Below are 18,471 nucleotides of genomic sequence, written 5' to 3' on the forward strand. Positions count from 1 at the left end.
CTTTTACTTAAGCTCCTGCCTCTATGCCAACATCATCAAATGTCGCCATTTCATTATATATACATACTGCATCCTCTATAATCTGCATGGCACATGCTGCCCCTGTACCCTCGCCAAGCCTCAGATCAAGATCAAGTATCGGCCTTACATTCTCCTTTTCACAGAAAATCATATGCCCCTTTTCAGAGGACTTGTGCGAGAAGAAGAGATAATCCTTGACCGCAGGACAGATCCTCATCGCCACAAGTGCCCCTGCACCGGATATAAAGCCATCCACCACAACCGCCATTCTTCTCGATGCAGCGCCGATACACAGCCCGCAAATCCCGGCGATTTCAAGCCCGCCTACAGCCGCAAGAATCGAGACCGGATCATCCAATAAACCGCGGTTTATTTCAAGGGCTTTTTCAATAACCTTTATTTTTAGTCTTACGCCTTCATCCTCAAGACCAGTGCCCTTGTCAGTAACATTCGCAAGGTCTGCCGGGAGAAGCAGAGAATAAAGTGCAGAGGATGGTGTCGTATTACCAATGCCCATTTCGCCTGTGGCAATCATATTTACACCATTTTCCCATGCGTTAATAGCCAGTTCAATTCCTGTATTAATTGCCTTTTCAGCCTCATCCCTTGTCATGGCTGCCTCTTTTGACATATTCGCGGTGGACCTTTTTATATTTTTCTTAATAAAACCCGGTGAATCTGAAAGCTCTTCCTTCATACCAATATCAACCACATAGACATCAGCGCCCGCTCGTCTTGAAAGGACATTTATACCAGCGCCCCCGGCCAGAAAATTTTTCACCATAAGGGCAGTAACCTCCTGAGGATATGCGCTTACACCCTCAGCAACAATGCCGTGATCACCAACAAATATATACACTGCCTTTTTCTTTATCCGTGGCCTTTCATCCTCATACATTGCAACAACCCTTGCTGCCATCTCCTCAAGATAACCAAGGCTCCTTTTTGGTTTACTCAGGTTATCAAGCCTTGACCAAGCCTTTGTTATCCACTCCTTTGAGACTGGTTTTATCTCATCTATTATCCTTCTGTACATTTGATCTCTCCTTTTCATCTTAAAAAACTACTGTATAGAACGCATTTCTATATTGCATCTATTGCATAGCCTTTTTATTATTTCATATCCTGATTCAGGTTCCCTGTTTTGAGCCCTTACCCATGTTAAAAGTTTTTGAATGGCGCTTCCTTTAGAAATGATCTGTTTAGCGGCTGAAACACCCTCCTTTAAACTATTAACACTGTCTGCCATCCATAAAACTGCACCGGCATTTAATGCCACAATATCAGACCGGCTCTTATCACCCTTACCTGCCAGCAGAGATACAGCCTTAGCTGCCTCAATTTCTTTGTCGGTTTCCGGCCTTATATCATTGTAATCTCCATTTGAAAGCCCTGCCGCCTCCGGCGTTATCTCAAAATATTCAACCTCATTTTTATTAAAGTGCCCTATCCTTGAGATACCGAGAGTTGAGAGTTCATCCATGCCTGCGCTCATGTCATTGTTAAACCCATGAAACACTATCCCCTTCTCATACCCTATCCTCTGCATTACCTTAAGTGTAGGCTCAATCTGTTCAGGCGCCCCAACGCCCCTTACAGCTATCCTGGGTAATGCGGGGTTGGCCAGAGAGGCGGCAATGTTAAGGGTTGTTCCGAAACGTATCTGAGATAGTATCCTCCCAAGACCCATCGGGTGAACCTCTGCGCTTGTCCCATTAAAGAGGCCAAGGCCGCACCTTTCTATGGATTCCTTTACCTTTTCCACACTGCAATCAACATCCACGCCAAGGGTTTCACACAGGTCTACTGTCCCGCATTTTGAACTTATGGCCCTTGCACCATGCCTTGCTATTGGCACATCCAGGGATGAGGCAACAATGGCGGAAATGGTGCTTATGTTGAATGTCTTAAGTGTATCCATACCCGTGCCGCAGTTCTCAACAACTGGCAGATCCCCAAGGCTTATGCTGTTTGTATCGGATTCAATTATCGCCTCAAAACAGCCTACTATCTCATCATCAGTCTCGCCCTTCATCCTGAGCGCTGCAAGAAATGCCCCCTGTTGAAGATCAGGCTGATCCCCCTTTAATGTCTCTATCATCATCTCCTTTGCTGTTTCTTTTGATATATTATTCCCTGCCATGAGCATGGCAATATTATCACCAAACCGCTTAAGAGAATTTTCATTATATGCCATATCTGCCTCCTAAAACTTATTGATAATCACCTTTTTAACAGTGCTGTTCTTTAATGCTGATATACACTCAGGTATCTCATCAAGTGATGCAAAACGTGGTGACAGGAATGAGAGATCGATTTCATCATCCTCTATCATCCTGATGGCATCCCTGAAATCACGGGCATTACACCCGTATGAACCAGCCAGAACAAGCTCCCTGTAATGTATTTCATTCATGTCTATATTGTTATTATCCACGCCCCTGTTATTTCCTGAAAACAGGAGCGCAGAACCTCCAGGCTTCATAAAACGCCAGAAATCCCAGTTCAGCCCGTCAGGGCAGCAGGGGACAATAAGATCAAACCCCCTGACATGATTATGGGCCTTTAAGGATGATTCAATGGAATTTACATCTGTCTCTATTGTCTTTGCATTTACAGGGATCTGACCCTCAAGCTTTTGCCTCTCCCTGTCAATAACTACCACCTCATTAAATCCCTTTGATAACAGCAGTGCGGCAAAAATCGAGCCAACTGAACCTGCGCCAATAATAAGGGCTGATCCATTCTTCACATGCACTTTGTTATAAGCCGATATACAGCAGGCAAGAGGTTCTGCAAGCGCCATATTCTCAATGTTCCCGCTTTCTCTTACATGTACAAGGCTTTTTATCTCATTACTGTCAAAGGGCACTAATGCTCTGAACAGCCCGTCCTGGTTAAAACCATATATCTTTATTGAATCACAGCGTGATGTATTGCCATCAAGGCAGTTAAGACATCTGCCGCAATATATGCCCGGGTAGACAGCTACAACATCACCCGTTTTAAAACTTTCATTGTCGGTTTCAATCACAACCCCTGCCCCTTCATGGCCTGGTATCCTTGGGAGTACAAGGTCTCTGTGTCCATTCAGTAACATCTTGACATCAGTGCCGCATATAGCAGCGCTCACCATTTTTACGATGACACCGCCGTATGGGAGAAGAGGATCAGGGATTTCCCTGATTTCAAGTTGATTAAGACCTGTGATCAGTGCTGCTTTCATTATTTGCCTTTCAAATACCGGGTAGACACAGGGGTCTACCCCTACACTATTTTACAACAACTAACCCGGCTTTGCTCTATCGAGCTACGCTGTGGTTATTTTTTACATAACAAATCATGTAAAAAAAAAGGGTTCTGAAAGGCAGTTTAGGCCTTTCAGAACCCTTTACCATCAAGTTCTTATATTACAGTCATTCAACTCGTCTTCTGACTTCCCCTTACCTTCCGGCTGCCTTCCCATTTTGATAAATCAAAACAGTGACTGATTAATGCCTGAGGGCTCTCTACGGGGTCACAGCGGCGGGACCGTTCCCGATTTTAACGGGATTCCGTATGAAGAATGATTGTCTGTTTAACAACTTTTCTATTTTACTTTAGATCGTAATTAAATGACCTTGCTTAGTTTTAAGAAACAGGTTTAAGGTCTTGGCCTACGGTCTAAAGAATCTTTTTACAATTCAATAAACAGATATACAAAGCGACCAATTTTGTCAAACTTTTTCATTATCTTACTCGTTTCATAAACCATAATTACATTCCGTACACATTAGACCTTAAACCGTAAACCTTATGTATTTATTTGACACCATTGGTCTAAACTCCTATATTCGATTGAAAATATCAATTCCAATTCAGGGGTGTAGAAGATGAGTGAATACAGAGGAAAAACGGCCTTTATCACCGGGGCTGCAAATGGTGTGGGGCTGGGTATGGCCATCGCATTTGCAAAAGAGGGCATTAATGTCATAATGAGTGATATCAGAAAAGCAGACCTTGATAAATCAGCCGAAGAGGTTAAAAAATATAATAAAAATGTATATACCATTGCGGTCGATGTCTCAGACCGAAAGGCCATGAAAGAGGCTGCTGATGAAGCAGAAAAGGCATTCGGCAAAATCCACATCCTCTGTAATAATGCCGGTATAAATATATTTGGCCCGCTTGATGAGGCGACATTCGACGACTGGGACTGGATGTTCAATGTCTGCTTCTGGGGACAGGTAAATGGCATTGTTAATTTTCTGCCGAAGATAAAGGCACACGGTGAAGGCGGTCATGTTGTAAACACATCATCTATGGCGGCATTTGTTACATCACATGGTACAGGAATCCACAGCTCCATAAAGGCGGCCATAAGGGGCATGTCAGAGACCTTGTGGTACAACCTCGCGCCTCAGAATATCTGGGTATCGATCGTATGCCCCGGTTTTGTTAATTCAAAGATAGGAAAGACCGAAGAGCTAAGACCCGACAGGTTTAAAAACAGCGGCTACAATACTGGTGAAGGTAAGTATCTGGATATGGAAGACCCTGAAAAATTTCCTGGCATGTCACCCCTTGAGGTTGGCGAGAGGATCTTAAAAGGGATGAAAAACAGGGATCTCTTTATATTCACCCATGCAGAAATGAAAGAAGAGGTAAAGGAAAACTTTGACTGGATACTCTCTTATTTTCCTGATGAAGAGATTAACCAGAAGAGAAAGGCATTTGAAAACAACCGAAGAAAGGCCAATGTGGAAGATCGTGTTAAATATGACACCAGGGGAAAGATAGTTCACAAGCCGTAATGCTATATGTAAGTCATGCCAGAGAAACGGGCATCCAGACAAGCAAAAAAGGGTTTAAGGTTTTCGGTCTCAGGTTTACGGAAAAGCAGTTACTGTATGTTGAAGGCCGAAGACCGTAGACCTAACACCTTAGACCTGTTTTATACCTATTTCTCTATCCCCTCCCTTGCCATTACACCACTATGGTAATAATGCTTTACCTCTTTCATCTCTGTAACAAGGTCGGCTATTTCTATAATTCTGGGATCAGCATTTCTTCCGGTAATAATTAACTCCATCCCTTCCGGTTTATCAGCTATTAACTCAAGCAGGTCATCAACACTTATCAGTTTGTAATATGTGGCAATATTTGCCTCGTCAAGAATTACAACCTGGTATTTTCCTGAAAGCATGATCTCTCTCACCTCTTTTAACCCGGCCCTTGCTGCCTTTATATCCTCTTCAGTAGGGTCACCCTTTATAAAGCATCCCCTGCCATATTGCTTTACAGTGATGTGTTTGGATAAAACCTTGAAGGTCTCCTGCTCACTGTATTTCATGCCCTTTACAAACTGGGCAATATACACATTAAGCCCTGCGCCATACGCCCTCATGGCAAGGCCAAGCGCTGCTGTTGTTTTACCCTTGCCATCACCTGTATAAACCTGAATATATCCTTTCATTCAATCCCCCGGCATGCGAAAATATTCATTTTAAATTTCAAATCTCAAATTTGAAATATCAAATCTCAAATCTCTTTAATCACCATCGGAAGCCCTGCAAATGTAAGAACCACCTTTTGAGCAACCCCTGCTATCTTCCTGTTCATTGTGCCTGATGCATCACGGTACATCCGCGCGAGCCTGTTTTCCGGCACAATACCCATACCCACCTCATTACTCACAAATACAAGCCTCCCCTTGATGCCAGGTAACATTGTGACAAGCTTCTCAATCTCCTTGTATACCATATCAGTATCAGATTCATATTTCATATAGAGGTTACTGAGCCACAGTGTAAGGCAGTCAACAAGTATTATAGATTTTTCATCATCCAATTCCCTGATCTTTTTTACTATCTCAATACTCTCTTCAACTGTTGTCCAACTGCTGCCCCGCTCCTCCTGATGCCGTTTTATCCGGTATTCCATCTCATCATCAAAGGCCTGGGCCGTGGCGAGAAAGTACCTGTTACCCTCCATTTTATTGCACAGGTCAAGGGCCAGTGAGCTTTTACCGCTCCTCACACCGCCAAGCACAAGCATGCACCCATGCGTAAATTCTGTTTTAAACATTTTATATCCTCTGTGTTTCCATTGTTTGCGGGTTATATTTATCAAGATGCCATTTTTTAGGATTGTTTAGTATGTATTCTCTTGTTTCTGATAAATCAATCTCGTTTCGAATGACGTGTTCATAGTAATTTCGTTGCCAGAGTTGACCATTAAATGATTCCCACCTGTTTTGTTTTACACCTTTGATGTATTTATTGGTAGTCAATGATTTGAACCTGTGAACAACATCCGACAAGGATAAGTTTGAATATGTAGGGGCAACCCCCTGTGGTTGCCCGTCGGTTGCAACGTGGTGTTCCGGGTAGGCACGGGGGCCTACACCTACAGAATTGATAATTATTATGCAATGTATATGGTTTGGCATCACCACAAACTTATCTATATCTATACCTGCATAAAATATTGGAATCTCACACAACACCGACTTAACCATCCTGCCTGCATCATTTAATATCATAACATCATCAATTATCTCGCCAAACAAACACCTTCTATCATTTGTACATACAGTTACAAAATAATACCCAGGTGTAGAATAATCATACCCCTTCAACCTGATGGATTTTCTATTTGGTTCATTTACCTTATTCATTTTTTTACTGTAGGGGCAACCCCCTGTGGTTGCCCGTTGGATTTATCGATTCACCGGGCAGGCACGGGGGCCTGCCCCTACATTTTATAATCAAATCTCTTTTAAAATCTTTTCCACATTACAATATTTCTCAAAATGGTCTGCCAAACGGTCATACTCACGAAACCTTGCTGCCCTGCCCTTTCCGGGTCTTTTCTCCCTAATCCCCTTTTTTCTTCTTACACTATTTAAAAAATCCCCCCTGAAACCCGGTGAATCAAGAATCCCGTGCAGATATGACCCTGCAATTTCCTTATCTATTAAATAACAGCCATCCTCCCAGCTATCATTACCATCTTCTCCTTTTAATCTTAAAAGGGGTATTCCTGTATCATTAATAATCCTGGTCTGGCCCATATGGATCTCATATCCGGCTACAGGCTTATTATTTTTCAGACTCTTTCCGGTAACCTTTCTCACCACCTTTTCTGCCTCAAGGGTGGTTTCAACAGGAAGCATGCCTAAACCTGATATCTCTTTTCTATTTGATTCCACACCATATGGATCATATACCTTTTTACCCAGTATCTGATAACCTCCGCATATGCCCAAAATAAATTTCCCGCTTAAGGCAAATTCCTTAATCCTCTTTTTCCAGCCAGTTCGGGAAAGCCATGCCATATCTTCCATGACATTTTTAGTCCCTGGCATTATGAGGCAGTCATAATCATCTGTAAGCTCTTTTTTATTCGAGAGATAGTTTACAATAACATCCCTCTCCACATTCAGTATCTCAAGATCAGTAAAATTGGAAATAGCAGGGAGCCTTATTACAGCTATATTAACAGTCTTCCGCCCAACGGGCTTCACGGGTAACTTATCATACTGGACAGCAACAGAATCCTCAGAATCAATCTGTATGTCATAAAAATATGGGACGAGTCCGAATACCGGCTTACCTGTATTTTGTTCAATATATTTAATGCCATCATCAAAAAGCGCTGGGTCGCCCCTGAACTTGTTGATGATAAAACCGATGATCATCTTTTTTTCTTTTTGGGTCATGAGCTCATATGTTCCTATCACCTGTGCAAATACACCGCCCCGATCTATATCTGCAACAAGTATACATCTTGCATTAGCCGCCTCAGCCATTGCAAGATTTACAAGGTCATTCTTCTTGAGGTTCATCTCGCAGCAGCTTCCAGCACCTTCAAGAACAACAATGTCATAACTCTCTGCCAGTGTATTATATGACTCCATAACGCTCTTCTTGAGCATTGGCTTATATTCATGATAATTTACCGCATCCATCTGGCTGAAGACCTTTCCCTGGAGCACTATCTGTGCGCCCAGCGCTGTAGATGGTTTAAGGAGAACAGGGTTCATATGCACGGATGGAAGGAGCCCTGCTGCCTCTGCCTGTACCACCTGCGCACGCCCGATCTCCCCACCTTCAACTGTAACATATGAGTTATTGGACATGTTCTGTGCCTTGAATGGTGCAACATTGTATCCACGCCGCTTTAATATCCTGCAAAAGGCAGCGGTTGTAATAGATTTACCAACATCACTGCCGGTGCCTAAGAACATTATTGATTTTGTCATAAAAATTAAACTCTTCTTGCTAATCAATTCTTTTCATGCTCTAACTGGTTTATGATATAAGGCTTACGGTCTGAGGTTTACGGTATACGGAAAAGCCTGTCTTGCCTTAAACCTCAGACCGCAAACCTCAAACCGTACACCGCAGACCTCAGACCGTACACAGTTATTTAATTTCAAACTTCACCGGCACCTGCACCCACATTTCAACAGGGTTATCACCCTGCCTGCCCGGTTCAAACAGCCAATCCTTGACCGCCTCAAGCGCAGCATTATCGAGGATATTATATCCGCTTGATTCAAATACCCATAAATTGTCTACCCTGCCCTCCTTGTTTACCAGGACACTCAGCAGCACTTTCCCCTGATATCCCCTCTTCCTTGCCATCTTGGGATATGGAGGTTCAGGGTTGACCCTGTATAAGGGCTCTGCTTCAAAAATCTCTTCATATACAACGGGTTCAGTATCGATTTGTGATTCAATCGATTCCTCATAAGAGCTGCTTGCAGGATAATCCACATCCTCTGTTATTTCAACTCTCTCTTCTGAAACCGGCACCGGTGCATCAGATATTTCCTGCACCTTTACAGGTGCTGGCGCATTATCCGGTTTTTGAAGTTTTTTAATTTCTCTCTTTTTTGTCTCAACGGTAGGAGGTTTAACAGGCGCCGGCATCTCCGGTTTTCTGTATGACATGGTCACAGTAATCTGATCAGGCCGGGTTATAACCTTTTTGCTGCTCCTTAACAACCCGGTATTAAGGGAAAATAAGAGGCCATGAAACAACAGGGCCATAACAACAGCCGCAGCCATCCTCTTCATCTGTTATTCAGCCTCAGCCTGGAGTGATATTCTGGTCAACCCTGCTTCCCTTATTTTATCAAGCACCCTGAAGAGCTCCTGGTATGTAATCACCTTATCTGCAAACAGAAGCACACCGGGATTTTTCTGATTATTTGTCATGGAAGCCAACCTTCCGGTGAGCGCTTCCAGTTCAACCCTCTCCTTATCTATATAAACATGTCCGGATTCATCTATACTCACAGAGAGCATAACCTGTTTTTCAATCTCTGCTGATTCTGATTTTGGCAGGTTTAAATTCAGTCCGCGATGAACAGCCATTGAAAGCATGGTATAGATAAATACAACCAGCAGAAGAAATACCACATCAATGAGGGGTATAATCTCAACACGGCTTTTCCTGCTTGTTGTCGGGAGTTTGACCTTCATTATTTCTCTTCCTTTTTATCGTCTGCCAATACAATACGTTCATAGACAATCTCAAAGCTTGTTGCATATTTTTCAATTGTCTTGGCGGCCTTATCGATAAGTGAGTTGAAATAGTTATATGGGAAGAGGGTTGCGATGGCTATTATAAGCCCTGTTGCTGTTGTAATAAGCGCCTCTGCAATACCTCCGGTGACAGCCTGCGGGTTTTCCAAACCCATTGAACCAAGCATACCGAATGACTCTATAATACCAATCACTGTGCCCAGTATGCCAAGCAGGGGAGCAACCGTGATCATGGTATCCAGCACACCCATAAATCTTCCCATCCTTCCAATTTCATCAGCAGCAGAAGATTCCATGGCCTTGCTTAATGAATATTCCCTGTGAAGTATCCCGCTTATAAGCACCCTGATCACATAATTTTTTGAGTGAGCAGCTTTAACCCTTATGCTTTCCCAATCCCCTTTTCTGGATAGCTCAAGCACCTCATCAACCAGCGCATGGTTCTTGCGCATGCCCACGCCTATCCAGAAGATAGCCCTTTCAATAATAACAGTCAGTGAAATTATGGAACATAATAACAGCGGGTACATGACTGGCCCGCCTTTAAAAAAGAAATTAACCATGAACTCTCCTTACATATTCATCAAATATTTCATGAAATCCCAACCCATATATTGAATGGTCTGAGGTCTAAGGTTTGAGGTATACGGAAAAACCTAACACCTCAAATCGGACACCGTAAACTTCAAACCGGACACCGTAAACCATTTTTATCTTACACTTACCCTCGGCCTGCCTGACAGCGGGTTCTGATCCACCAGCACAGGGCATTCATAAACATCCTCTATATTTTCCGATCTTATCACATCATCAGGCGCGCCAGCACGGTACACGCTCCCCTTTTTTAGCAGGATAACCCTGCTGCAATATTGTGAAACCAGATCAATATCATGGGAGACAATAACCACTGCAAGCCCCTTTTCTTTACTGAGGAATGAGACAAGCCTGAATACCTCCCTCTTGAATTTCAGGTCAAGAAAAGAGGTGGGTTCATCCAGGAGCATTATCCTTGGCTCCTGCGCAAGGGCACGCGCAATAAGTACCCTCTGTCTTTCACCGCCAGAAAGGTCATATATTGACCTTTCTAAAAATTCAAGGGCATGGGTTGCTCTCAGTGCGTCCATTGCAATACTTAGATCATGATTATTTTCAAACTGCATGGCGTTGAGATGCGGGAATCTGCCCATCATAACAACCTCAATACATGAGAAGCTGAACCTGAAATGCTGTTCCTGGGAAACCATTGCCACCTCCCTTGCAAGCTCTTTTCTGCTCAAATGGCCGTATGGTTTTCCGTTTATCTCCAGCTCTCCCCTTTGAGGCGCAAGCACCCCATCCATTACCCTTAAGAGTGTGCTCTTTCCTGAGCCGTTGGGGCCAAGTATTCCGATGATCTCCCCCGGATAAACATCAAGGCTGATATCATCAAGCACCTGTTTATCATCATATCTGAAGCCTATATTGCTAATTTTCAGGATCGGCTCCATTGGCTTCCTCTTTTTCTTAAAAGTATTAAAAAGAATGGCGCACCGAGAAAAGCGGTTATAACGCCAACAGGTAGTTCGCTTGGGGAGATTATTGTCCTTGCAAGTGTATCTGCTGCAATAAGAAAGATTGCCCCTCCGATTGAGGCAACAGGTATGAGAATGCGGTGATCTGACCTGAATGCCATCCTGGCAAGGTGCGGCACAATAAGCCCGACAAAACCGATCAGGCCTGAAAAGGCCACCACCAGACCCATTATAAGTGATATTAACAGGAGCCCTACCTTTTTAGTCCGGTCAACATTGACACCAAGCTGGGATGCTATCTCATCACCTGTTGTTATGATATTGAGATGCTTTGCATAACCAAAGATTATTATAGAAGCAAGCAGTAAAAATGGGGCGATTATAAGAAGCTGAGTGTACTGGCTCTGGCTCAGGTCACCATAGAGCCAGAAAAGCATTGTGTGGAGACGGTCATTGGCAGAGGTGGATATAAAAAACATGATTATGGCGGTAAAAAAGGCATTAACTATAACCCCGGTAAGGAGTATGGTTGATGACTCCATGCCCATCTTTTTTGCACCCAGAGACATTACAAGATAGATGGTTAAAAGCCCCCCCATAAATGCCATTACAGGGACACCAAGGCTGAAACTCAGGCCAAAGGTGATTGCCAGAACAGCCCCGAATGCCGAACCGCTTGATACCCCCAGAATGAAAGGGTCAGCAAGCGGGTTACGCAATATAGCCTGAAATGTTACACCGCCAAGGGAGAGGGCAAAGCCTACAAGCCCGGCGAGTAATATTCTGGGAAGCCTTATCTTGAAAATAATAAGCCTTACAGGGTCTTCCTGCGCAACAGCACCGGTTATGAGCCCTATCACCTGTTTCAATGTTACATCAGCGGTTCCCAGCACAAGTGAAAGGGCAACAACAATAACAAGTATAATGCACATTATAATAGTTACAGAGATAACCTTTCCCGGTGTCAGTATGCCTTTTATTTTATATTCTTTTTTCATATGCCTTTTGTCATATGTAGGGGCTGACCTGTGTATCAGCCCTGTTATGTTCCTCTTACCGCCTCAGACGGGCAGACACATAGGTCTGCCCCTACTGATAATTTATCATTGATCATTGACTCTCCCCCACTCCACCTCCGGATGTATCATACTTGCCATTGCCTCTATCCCGTCCAGTATCCTTGGTGACGGCCTGTCTATAAGGTCAGAGTCAATAAGATAGACCCGGCCATTTTTTGCGGCTGGTATGGCATTCCATTTAAGCCACTCCTGCCTTGCCTTTTCAAACTCCCCTCCCCTGTCCATGGAAGAGATAATAAGCACCTCAGGTTTGCGCCTGATCAGCTCCTCAATACTGATCCTGGGGTAGCTTATGGCTGAATCAGCAGTCATATTAATTCCGCCAGCAATGGATATAATATCCTGATGAAAGGTGTTTTTATTTACACTCATAATGGGATGCAGGTTGATCTGCAAAAAAACAAGAGGCTTTTCCTTTTGCTTAATGGCCTCCCTGATCCGGTCAAGCCTTTTTTCAAGACCGTCCGCAAGCTGGTCAGCCTTTTCTTCAACACCGCACAGGCGGCCTATTATCCGGACAGTCTCAATAACCTCAACAACATTCCTGGGGTCTACAATATATGTGGGTATCTTTGCCTGTTCAAGCATATCCACAATACCGGGATTGTTACCGTCCTTTGTACCTATTACCAGATCAGGGTTAAGGGTTATTATTCTCTCGATATTCAGATCATGGTAACCCCCGACCTGTGGTTTATTGAGGGCTTCAGGGGGATAATAGCTATATGTTGTTACACCTGCAACCCTGTCTCCCAGTCCCAGATAATAGAGTATCTCTGTAAGGCTGGGGGCAAGTGGTATAATACGCACAGGGTTATGGTTAATAACAACCTCTCTCTCCACGGCATCTCTAAAGGTTTTACCATAGAGGTTACCATCTAACCCTAAAAAAAACAGCAACAGATAAAAAATTATAACTGCTCTATTCACTCTTTTTTCAATTCCTTTTGATATATGCCATTTAACAGGGCATTAATGGCCATTCGTACAACAGGAGGTATTTTTTCGTCATTATAAAACTCCTCCATTTTCGCTATTTTCCGCCCTGATATATCATATGCCACATCATAACACCATGCATTAAATTGGGTCAGATCCTTAATCAGACCATTTTCAAAATCATCGCTTATTGAAAGGGCAGAGCTTATAAATGAGGCATACCGGGGCATATTTAAAATTTTTTCTACCTTGCCTGAAAAGAAATCCTTTTTTATACCACAGTCGCATTCCGCAGGTGAAATATCATCAGAAATATCTATGTTTCTTTCTTTAAGCCTTTGAAAGATACTTCGATTTTCTGTTAAGCCATTCTGCCTGTATATAGCCTCTTTAACCCCTTCATATACTGCCTTTGCAATCAGCTCCCCAAGCTTTGTATGACCTCCGGCAGTATCGATCGTAACCTCGCCATTCCCTTCAACTATTACGATATTATCTGTTCCAGTGCCTGTTGCCTGATATTCCGGGCTGTAGGAACTCCTGATATCAAGGTCCTGCAGGGCTGCGGATTTTGCCTCAGTAGCAGTAATGAGAGAGTTTGTCATTGCAGGTTCACTGAGCTTCATGTTAGGCAGGATTATAATATTTATAGTGCCCGGTTCATAGAAACTGCCTTCATCACGAGACATCCTCATTGCATTTGATGTCACACCCCCGGTGACAAGGGCTGTAATTTCCATATCCCTGAAACGTTTTTTTACAATAGAAAGATTATCAACGTCCGCACCTGTAAAAAGGAGGCTGGTATCCTTCTCTGATTTGCCAAGGATATCAAGTACCCGCTTCCTAATAACGCTGATATCCTCCCTGTGGGCTACTGTCCAGCATGAAAGAGGGGCATAGTGGTTCCCTACAGCAGTTATCCCCTTTCGCAATCCATCCAGCGTTGATACTATGTTAAGAGGTCTGTTGAACTCAACAACCAGTGACTTGTTTGGATAATCATAAAAATCAATATAATCTACCCGGCAGTTATTGATGTAATCAAGCTTAACATCCAGATTTTTTGATTTTACTATCCTTTCAGCCAATACAAGATTATTCCTATCTGCAAATTCATCCCTGTATATCTCTGCTGAGAGCCATGATATGAAATAACCTGTATTTGTTGCTGCCCTGCAGGTAAGATCACATGGGAAAAAATGGATATTGCGATTTTTTATCGCCTCTACATCTCTGTATACAGGTAATGGAAAAATGCTGTCCGCTGCCTTTTTATCTCCTCCGCACCCATAGATAAACTGGGGATTAAATTTAATAAATTCCTCATTACTTACCTCTACCACCGCCCCCTTTTTCCCGAGAGAAGCGGGTATTCCTCCTGCCAGAGAAATAATCTCATTCTGGAAGGAATCATCCCCTGGGGTCATGATCTCTGTTCGTCCCATAAGACGCATAACCCTCTTTCTCTTTTCAGAGGGTATCCTGGCAACTTTTTCCTGAATAATATCTATATATCGCCTGTTCTCTTTAATAATTGCACTGGCTTCTGCCTGTTTGTTAAATATCTGCCCCAGCAGTTCGATCTGCCAAAAGCTGTTTTCAATACCTGTGGTTTTCAGGTTGATCAGAACCACATCCTCTTTTTCAAATCTTTCAACCACACCCTTCTGAATATCATTGTAAAAAATAATACCGGGTTTTATCCCTGATACAATATCCAGGTCAGGATGCAGAAACCCACCTGCTGTTTTCATATAAGCTGTTTCAGAAGGATATGTGCTGTGGTAGGTGATTGCCTTGATTTTATCCCCTGCCCCGATACGGCAGATTATCTCTGTTATTGAGGGGACAAGAGAAACAACCGATACTGGCTCTTTAGCTATAGAAATATCCCTGCCACTGCTATCCCGAAAATTCACGGGATAGCAGTGACCTGTCTTAAGGGAGGCAGTAATTACGAACAGAATTATTGCCAGGCAAGCAATATATTTCTCTCGTACCGGGATATGTAAAACCTTTTTAATATTCATATGCGATGCTTAAAAACATGGATCTACCTGCTCCAGGGTAATAACCCATTGAAGTTACAGAGGTTGACTGATTTCTGAAACTCTCTGTGTATGTATCATACTCCTCATCAAACATGTTTAAGATGTTCAACGCCAGCAACCAGTGATCATACAGGCGCTGGTTGATATTGATATCAACTGTGTAGTAGGAATCAAGCATGACATCCGGGTTCACATCAGTATCAAGGGCATATGAGCCGGGTCTCTCTCCGGTATACCTGAGTGCAGCAGATACACCAAGCCCCTTTTCATTAAAGTAATTTACCCCTAACTTAAGGTAATCATCAGCAGTATAACGCGCCTTTCTTGTTACACCCCCAATCTGCTCCTCTTTTGCATCAGAATAGGTATAGTTAAGATTCAGAGAAACACTTTCATTAATGGTATAATTCACCCCTGCTTCGTATCCATCACCGGTATACTTGTCGAGGTTCTGAGGTGTGTAAAAATAGTTCTCATCAGGCACCCACCTTATCTTGTCATTGATGTCCCACTTGTAATATGTAAGGTTAATGGAGAGTTTATTATCAAGAAAACCCTGCTCAATCCCTGCATCCATATGTTTTCCTGTTTCAGGACGCAGATTGATGTTTCCTTGAGCGCCCATGCCCCAGCCCCAGTCTTCAAGGGGCCAGAAGAGGTCATTAGGTGTTGGGGCATTATAATGTTTGCCATAATTAATCTTTATTGCTTTATCCTTATTCGGGGTTATTATAACTCCATAACGTGGCACATACTTTCTACCAAATTCTGAGTGATCAGTTAGTCTTAAACCGGCAATCATCTTGAAATAGTCACATGCCCTGTACTGCCCCTCACCATAATATCCCTTTGTATCAAGATGCTGAGATGCCCTGGAAGGGGCTGAAAAAGTGCCGTTTTCATTGAGGGAGATAGTTGAATTTTTCCAGTCATACCTTTTATACTCTGCCCCAAAAAGGAATTTCAGATCATCAACAGGTTCAATATCTGTATTGGCCTCAACAGTAAAAACATTATTGGTAACCCATGAATCACTCCCGGCGATCACTGGTACAGGTTCTTCCCCTTCATAATTCATGCTATTATATCTGTTAAGGTTATAGTTCTCCATATCCAGATAACTTGCACTAAAATTTATGCCTGCCTTATCAAATGGCCTGCTTTTTATCCTTAATGAAGCTGACATATTCTCATCGCCCTGGCGGTTAAGCAGATTTGAGGCCTCGCCATCATAGAGCTTTGTAGTGCCGACATAAAAATCTGTTGTACCTGCTGGAGGCCTTACACCGGGCCTGCCCATCTCACGATCCACATAATCGGCATAAAGGCTTACATCAAGCAGATCATCCTTAACATATACAAGGTTCAGGCTGATATCTTTATGGTCCAAATCAGAATTACTCCTGAAACCATCACTCTCCTGTTTTCCTGCGGTAAGATAATAGCCGAAGTTTTCAATAATAAACATGCCATTCTCGAGAGAGAGTTCAAAGGCGCTGTTTGTGCCATACCCTGCCTGAGCATTAAGGGTTAATCTATCTTTTTCAGGCCTTTTGGTTATTATATTTACAATACCTCCCATTGCGCTTGTCCCATAAAGCAAAGACCCTGCGCCCTTAACAACCTCTACCCTTTCTATATTATTCATGGGTAGGCCATTCAGATTGGCGCTTCCAAGTGATGGCGAGTTTATAACAACCCCGTTAACAAGCACCTGGGTGCCATCAGCGGCCATGCCCCTTATGTGTATCTCCTCTGTTGCTCCGCCGTAATCACCCCGTGTCCTTAAATCAATACCCTGCTCATTGGCAAGAAGCTGGCCAACTGTCTTGGCGCCTGTATCCTCTATGTCAATGTAGTCCTTTACAATTACTGAATTGGGCACCTCTTTAATGCTTTCTTCTGTTTTGGTTGCTGTGACAACAACCTCATCCATCCTTTTAGGGTTTGACTTCTTCACATCTTTATCCTGGCTAAAACCGTCCACGGTTAACCCCAGGGCTAGAATAAATACCAGGGGGACAATTCTCTTTACCATTTTAATCTCCATCAACATTATAAGAAATTCATGATCAAAAAAAAATCCCCGGATCGAATTTAATCGACCCGGGGATTACCCTTTTTTATCCTCGAGATCAGCAATGTAATGCCATATTCCGCGATGGCCAATACCTTATTCCGGCAGGTCTTCTGACTTCCCCCCCTGTTTAACGGCCTTCCCATCAAATGACAGTGGCATTAAAAAGGTTAAGCAGGTTCTCTTTTCAAAAAGAAAAGAGAGGGGTCACAGCGGCGGGTCCGTTCCCGACTTTAACGGGATTCCCTTAAAAGCTCATTAACGAGCGCCGAAATTATGCGCATTATTTATGAAATAAAAAACAATGAGTCAAGATAAAAATTATTTTCTTTGATCAAACCATTAACATGTAAATAATAACATACCATCAAATCTTCCTAACAGACTTTGCCATCAACCTGATATGCTCGCTGTTTGTTCCGCAGCAACCACCTATAATGTTTGCCCCTGCCTTTATAAGATCACCTGCCTTCCCTGCCATCTGTTCAGGCGCTTCCCGGAAAATAGTCTCTCCATCTCTGAAAATTGGAAGCCCTGCATTGGCCTGTATAAGTATCGGTGTAGAGTTATCTTGTTTTCTGATTAAACGTACAATTTCAATCATACCATCTATGCCGTTACCGCAGTTGGAGCCTATTATATCAGCACCGGCATCTAATGCTGTTTTCATAGCGTTATCAATTGAAAGCCCCATCATTGTATGAAAATCCCCTGATGGCGATTTATTAAAAACAAATGTGCAGGCAACTTCACAACCTGTTGATACCTTTGCAGCCCGGATTGCAAGGCGCGCTTCCACAGGATCAGAGATCGTTTCAATACAGATAGCATCAACGCCCCCTTCTGCCAGGGCCTTTGCCTGTAAACAGTAACCCTCATACACCTCATCTTCAGATACATCTTCCATACACAGCATCAAGCCTGTAGGCCCCATTGACCCGAAGACAAAATGGGTGTCACCTGCTGCCTCCCTTGATATCATTGCAGCAGCCCTGTTTAACTCTACGACCTTTTTCTCCAGTTTAAAATTTTTAAGCTTAACCGGATTAGCCCCAAAGCTGTTTGTTAAAATGATATCAGAGCCTGCATCTATATAACCCTTTGCAATTGCAAGCACATCATCATGGTGGGTGAGATTCCATTCTTCAGGGCATTCCCCTGGCTTAAGCCCCCGTTTATGAAGCTCTGTGCCGCATGCCCCGTCTGAAATCAGGATACGACCTTTTTTTATCTCGGAAACAGCGGATTTCATAT

The 18,471-nt window shown here is 43.2% G+C and carries 17 protein-coding genes and 2 riboswitches; of the genes, 1 reads left to right on the top strand and 16 read right to left on the bottom strand.

Features of this window, described 5'->3' with window-relative positions; all coding sequences use genetic code 11:
* Window positions 1–7: 7 nt before the first annotated feature.
* The 3 genes from cobT to GX654_12785 are packed head-to-tail and all read right to left on the bottom strand — an operon-like array spanning window position 8 to window position 3,247.
* Complete coding sequence (gene cobT / locus GX654_12775) at window positions 8–1,057, bottom strand: nicotinate-nucleotide--dimethylbenzimidazole phosphoribosyltransferase (protein ID NLD37733.1); 1,050 nt, start codon at window positions 1,055–1,057, stop codon at window positions 8–10.
* 27 nt (window positions 1,058–1,084) lie between these two features.
* A complete protein-coding gene (trpD, locus tag GX654_12780; GenBank protein NLD37734.1) occupies window positions 1,085–2,218 on the bottom strand; it encodes an anthranilate phosphoribosyltransferase in 1,134 nt (377 codons plus the stop codon).
* 9 nt (window positions 2,219–2,227) lie between these two features.
* Window positions 2,228–3,247 carry an alcohol dehydrogenase catalytic domain-containing protein gene (locus GX654_12785; protein ID NLD37735.1) on the bottom strand — a complete coding sequence of 340 codons (1,020 nt, stop codon included), beginning with the start codon at window positions 3,245–3,247 and terminating at the stop codon, window positions 2,228–2,230.
* Window positions 3,248–3,425: 178 nt separating this feature from the next.
* Window positions 3,426–3,617, bottom strand: a riboswitch (cobalamin riboswitch).
* A 276-nt stretch (window positions 3,618–3,893) separates the two neighbouring features.
* On the opposite strand from GX654_12785, the gene GX654_12790 reads away from it, so the two are divergent.
* Window positions 3,894–4,814 carry an SDR family NAD(P)-dependent oxidoreductase gene (locus GX654_12790; protein ID NLD37736.1) on the top strand — a complete coding sequence of 307 codons (921 nt, stop codon included), beginning with the start codon at window positions 3,894–3,896 and terminating at the stop codon, window positions 4,812–4,814.
* 146 nt (window positions 4,815–4,960) lie between these two features.
* Here the strand turns inward: GX654_12790 and cobO are convergent, their stop codons facing one another.
* The 13 genes from cobO to GX654_12855 form a co-directional block, all read right to left on the bottom strand.
* Entirely contained in the window at window positions 4,961–5,476 is a 516-nt protein-coding gene (cobO, locus tag GX654_12795; GenBank protein ID NLD37737.1) for a cob(I)yrinic acid a,c-diamide adenosyltransferase, read from the bottom strand.
* Window positions 5,477–5,541: 65 nt separating this feature from the next.
* Window positions 5,542–6,057, bottom strand: a complete 516-nt coding sequence (gene cobU, locus GX654_12800; protein ID NLD37738.1) for a bifunctional adenosylcobinamide kinase/adenosylcobinamide-phosphate guanylyltransferase — start codon at window positions 6,055–6,057, stop codon at window positions 5,542–5,544.
* 31 nt (window positions 6,058–6,088) lie between these two features.
* Window positions 6,089–6,679 carry a transposase gene (locus GX654_12805; GenBank protein NLD37739.1) on the bottom strand — a complete coding sequence of 197 codons (591 nt, stop codon included), beginning with the start codon at window positions 6,677–6,679 and terminating at the stop codon, window positions 6,089–6,091.
* Between the two features lie 90 nt (window positions 6,680–6,769).
* On the bottom strand, window positions 6,770–8,266 hold the full coding sequence (locus GX654_12810; GenBank protein NLD37740.1) for a cobyric acid synthase: 1,497 nt from the start codon (window positions 8,264–8,266) through the stop codon (window positions 6,770–6,772).
* A gap of 163 nt (window positions 8,267–8,429) precedes the next feature.
* Entirely contained in the window at window positions 8,430–9,086 is a 657-nt protein-coding gene (locus GX654_12815; GenBank protein ID NLD37741.1) for an energy transducer TonB, read from the bottom strand.
* A gap of 3 nt (window positions 9,087–9,089) precedes the next feature.
* Window positions 9,090–9,494 (bottom strand): biopolymer transporter ExbD, encoded by a 405-nt coding sequence (locus tag GX654_12820; protein NLD37742.1) that lies wholly within the window; start codon window positions 9,492–9,494, stop codon window positions 9,090–9,092.
* The gene (locus GX654_12825; GenBank protein ID NLD37743.1) at window positions 9,494–10,120 is read right to left on the bottom strand and encodes a MotA/TolQ/ExbB proton channel family protein; all 627 of its coding nucleotides are present in this window, start codon (window positions 10,118–10,120) and stop codon (window positions 9,494–9,496) included. Before GX654_12825 ends, GX654_12820 begins: the two co-directional genes overlap by 1 nt.
* A gap of 147 nt (window positions 10,121–10,267) precedes the next feature.
* Window positions 10,268–11,044: an ABC transporter ATP-binding protein gene (locus GX654_12830; protein ID NLD37744.1), complete on the bottom strand. Its 777-nt coding sequence runs from the start codon at window positions 11,042–11,044 to the stop codon at window positions 10,268–10,270.
* Window positions 11,029–12,066: an iron ABC transporter permease gene (locus GX654_12835; protein ID NLD37745.1), complete on the bottom strand. Its 1,038-nt coding sequence runs from the start codon at window positions 12,064–12,066 to the stop codon at window positions 11,029–11,031. The genes GX654_12830 and GX654_12835 overlap by 16 nt, the downstream gene beginning before the upstream one ends.
* Before the next feature lie 105 nt (window positions 12,067–12,171).
* A complete protein-coding gene (locus GX654_12840) occupies window positions 12,172–13,077 on the bottom strand; it encodes a cobalamin-binding protein (GenBank protein ID NLD37746.1) in 906 nt (301 codons plus the stop codon).
* Window positions 13,074–15,119: an ABC transporter substrate-binding protein gene (locus GX654_12845; protein ID NLD37747.1), complete on the bottom strand. Its 2,046-nt coding sequence runs from the start codon at window positions 15,117–15,119 to the stop codon at window positions 13,074–13,076. Before GX654_12845 ends, GX654_12840 begins: the two co-directional genes overlap by 4 nt.
* Window positions 15,109–17,178, bottom strand: coding sequence for a TonB-dependent receptor (locus GX654_12850; protein NLD37748.1), 2,070 nt, complete (start codon window positions 17,176–17,178; stop codon window positions 15,109–15,111). Before GX654_12850 ends, GX654_12845 begins: the two co-directional genes overlap by 11 nt.
* Before the next feature lie 124 nt (window positions 17,179–17,302).
* Window positions 17,303–17,505, bottom strand: a riboswitch (cobalamin riboswitch).
* A gap of 79 nt (window positions 17,506–17,584) precedes the next feature.
* Window positions 17,585–18,469, bottom strand: a complete 885-nt coding sequence (locus GX654_12855) for a methionine synthase (GenBank protein NLD37749.1) — start codon at window positions 18,467–18,469, stop codon at window positions 17,585–17,587.
* Window positions 18,470–18,471: the final 2 nt, after the last annotated feature.

The organism is Desulfatiglans sp. (assembly GCA_012513605.1).
GTDB lineage: Bacteria > Desulfobacterota > DSM-4660 > Desulfatiglandales > HGW-15 > JAAZBV01.

What these genes read in the sequence shown, in the direction of transcription:
- cobT (NLD37733.1), bottom strand. Translation starts at nt 1,057, where the DNA reads ATGTACAGAAGGATAATAGATGAGATAAAACCAGTCTCAAAGGAGTGG.
- trpD (NLD37734.1), bottom strand. Translation starts at nt 2,218, where the DNA reads ATGGCATATAATGAAAATTCTCTTAAGCGGTTTGGTGATAATATTGCC.
- GX654_12785 (NLD37735.1), bottom strand. Translation starts at nt 3,247, where the DNA reads ATGAAAGCAGCACTGATCACAGGTCTTAATCAACTTGAAATCAGGGAA.
- GX654_12790 (NLD37736.1), top strand. Translation starts at nt 3,894, where the DNA reads ATGAGTGAATACAGAGGAAAAACGGCCTTTATCACCGGGGCTGCAAAT.
- cobO (NLD37737.1), bottom strand. Translation starts at nt 5,476, where the DNA reads ATGAAAGGATATATTCAGGTTTATACAGGTGATGGCAAGGGTAAAACA.
- cobU (NLD37738.1), bottom strand. Translation starts at nt 6,057, where the DNA reads ATGCTTGTGCTTGGCGGTGTGAGGAGCGGTAAAAGCTCACTGGCCCTT.
- GX654_12805 (NLD37739.1), bottom strand. Translation starts at nt 6,679, where the DNA reads ATGAATAAGGTAAATGAACCAAATAGAAAATCCATCAGGTTGAAGGGG.
- GX654_12810 (NLD37740.1), bottom strand. Translation starts at nt 8,266, where the DNA reads ATGACAAAATCAATAATGTTCTTAGGCACCGGCAGTGATGTTGGTAAA.
- GX654_12815 (NLD37741.1), bottom strand. Translation starts at nt 9,086, where the DNA reads ATGAAGAGGATGGCTGCGGCTGTTGTTATGGCCCTGTTGTTTCATGGC.
- GX654_12820 (NLD37742.1), bottom strand. Translation starts at nt 9,494, where the DNA reads ATGAAGGTCAAACTCCCGACAACAAGCAGGAAAAGCCGTGTTGAGATT.
- GX654_12825 (NLD37743.1), bottom strand. Translation starts at nt 10,120, where the DNA reads ATGGTTAATTTCTTTTTTAAAGGCGGGCCAGTCATGTACCCGCTGTTA.
- GX654_12830 (NLD37744.1), bottom strand. Translation starts at nt 11,044, where the DNA reads ATGGAGCCGATCCTGAAAATTAGCAATATAGGCTTCAGATATGATGAT.
- GX654_12835 (NLD37745.1), bottom strand. Translation starts at nt 12,066, where the DNA reads ATGAAAAAAGAATATAAAATAAAAGGCATACTGACACCGGGAAAGGTT.
- GX654_12845 (NLD37747.1), bottom strand. Translation starts at nt 15,119, where the DNA reads ATGAATATTAAAAAGGTTTTACATATCCCGGTACGAGAGAAATATATT.
- GX654_12850 (NLD37748.1), bottom strand. Translation starts at nt 17,178, where the DNA reads ATGGTAAAGAGAATTGTCCCCCTGGTATTTATTCTAGCCCTGGGGTTA.
- GX654_12855 (NLD37749.1), bottom strand. Translation starts at nt 18,469, where the DNA reads ATGAAATCCGCTGTTTCCGAGATAAAAAAAGGTCGTATCCTGATTTCA.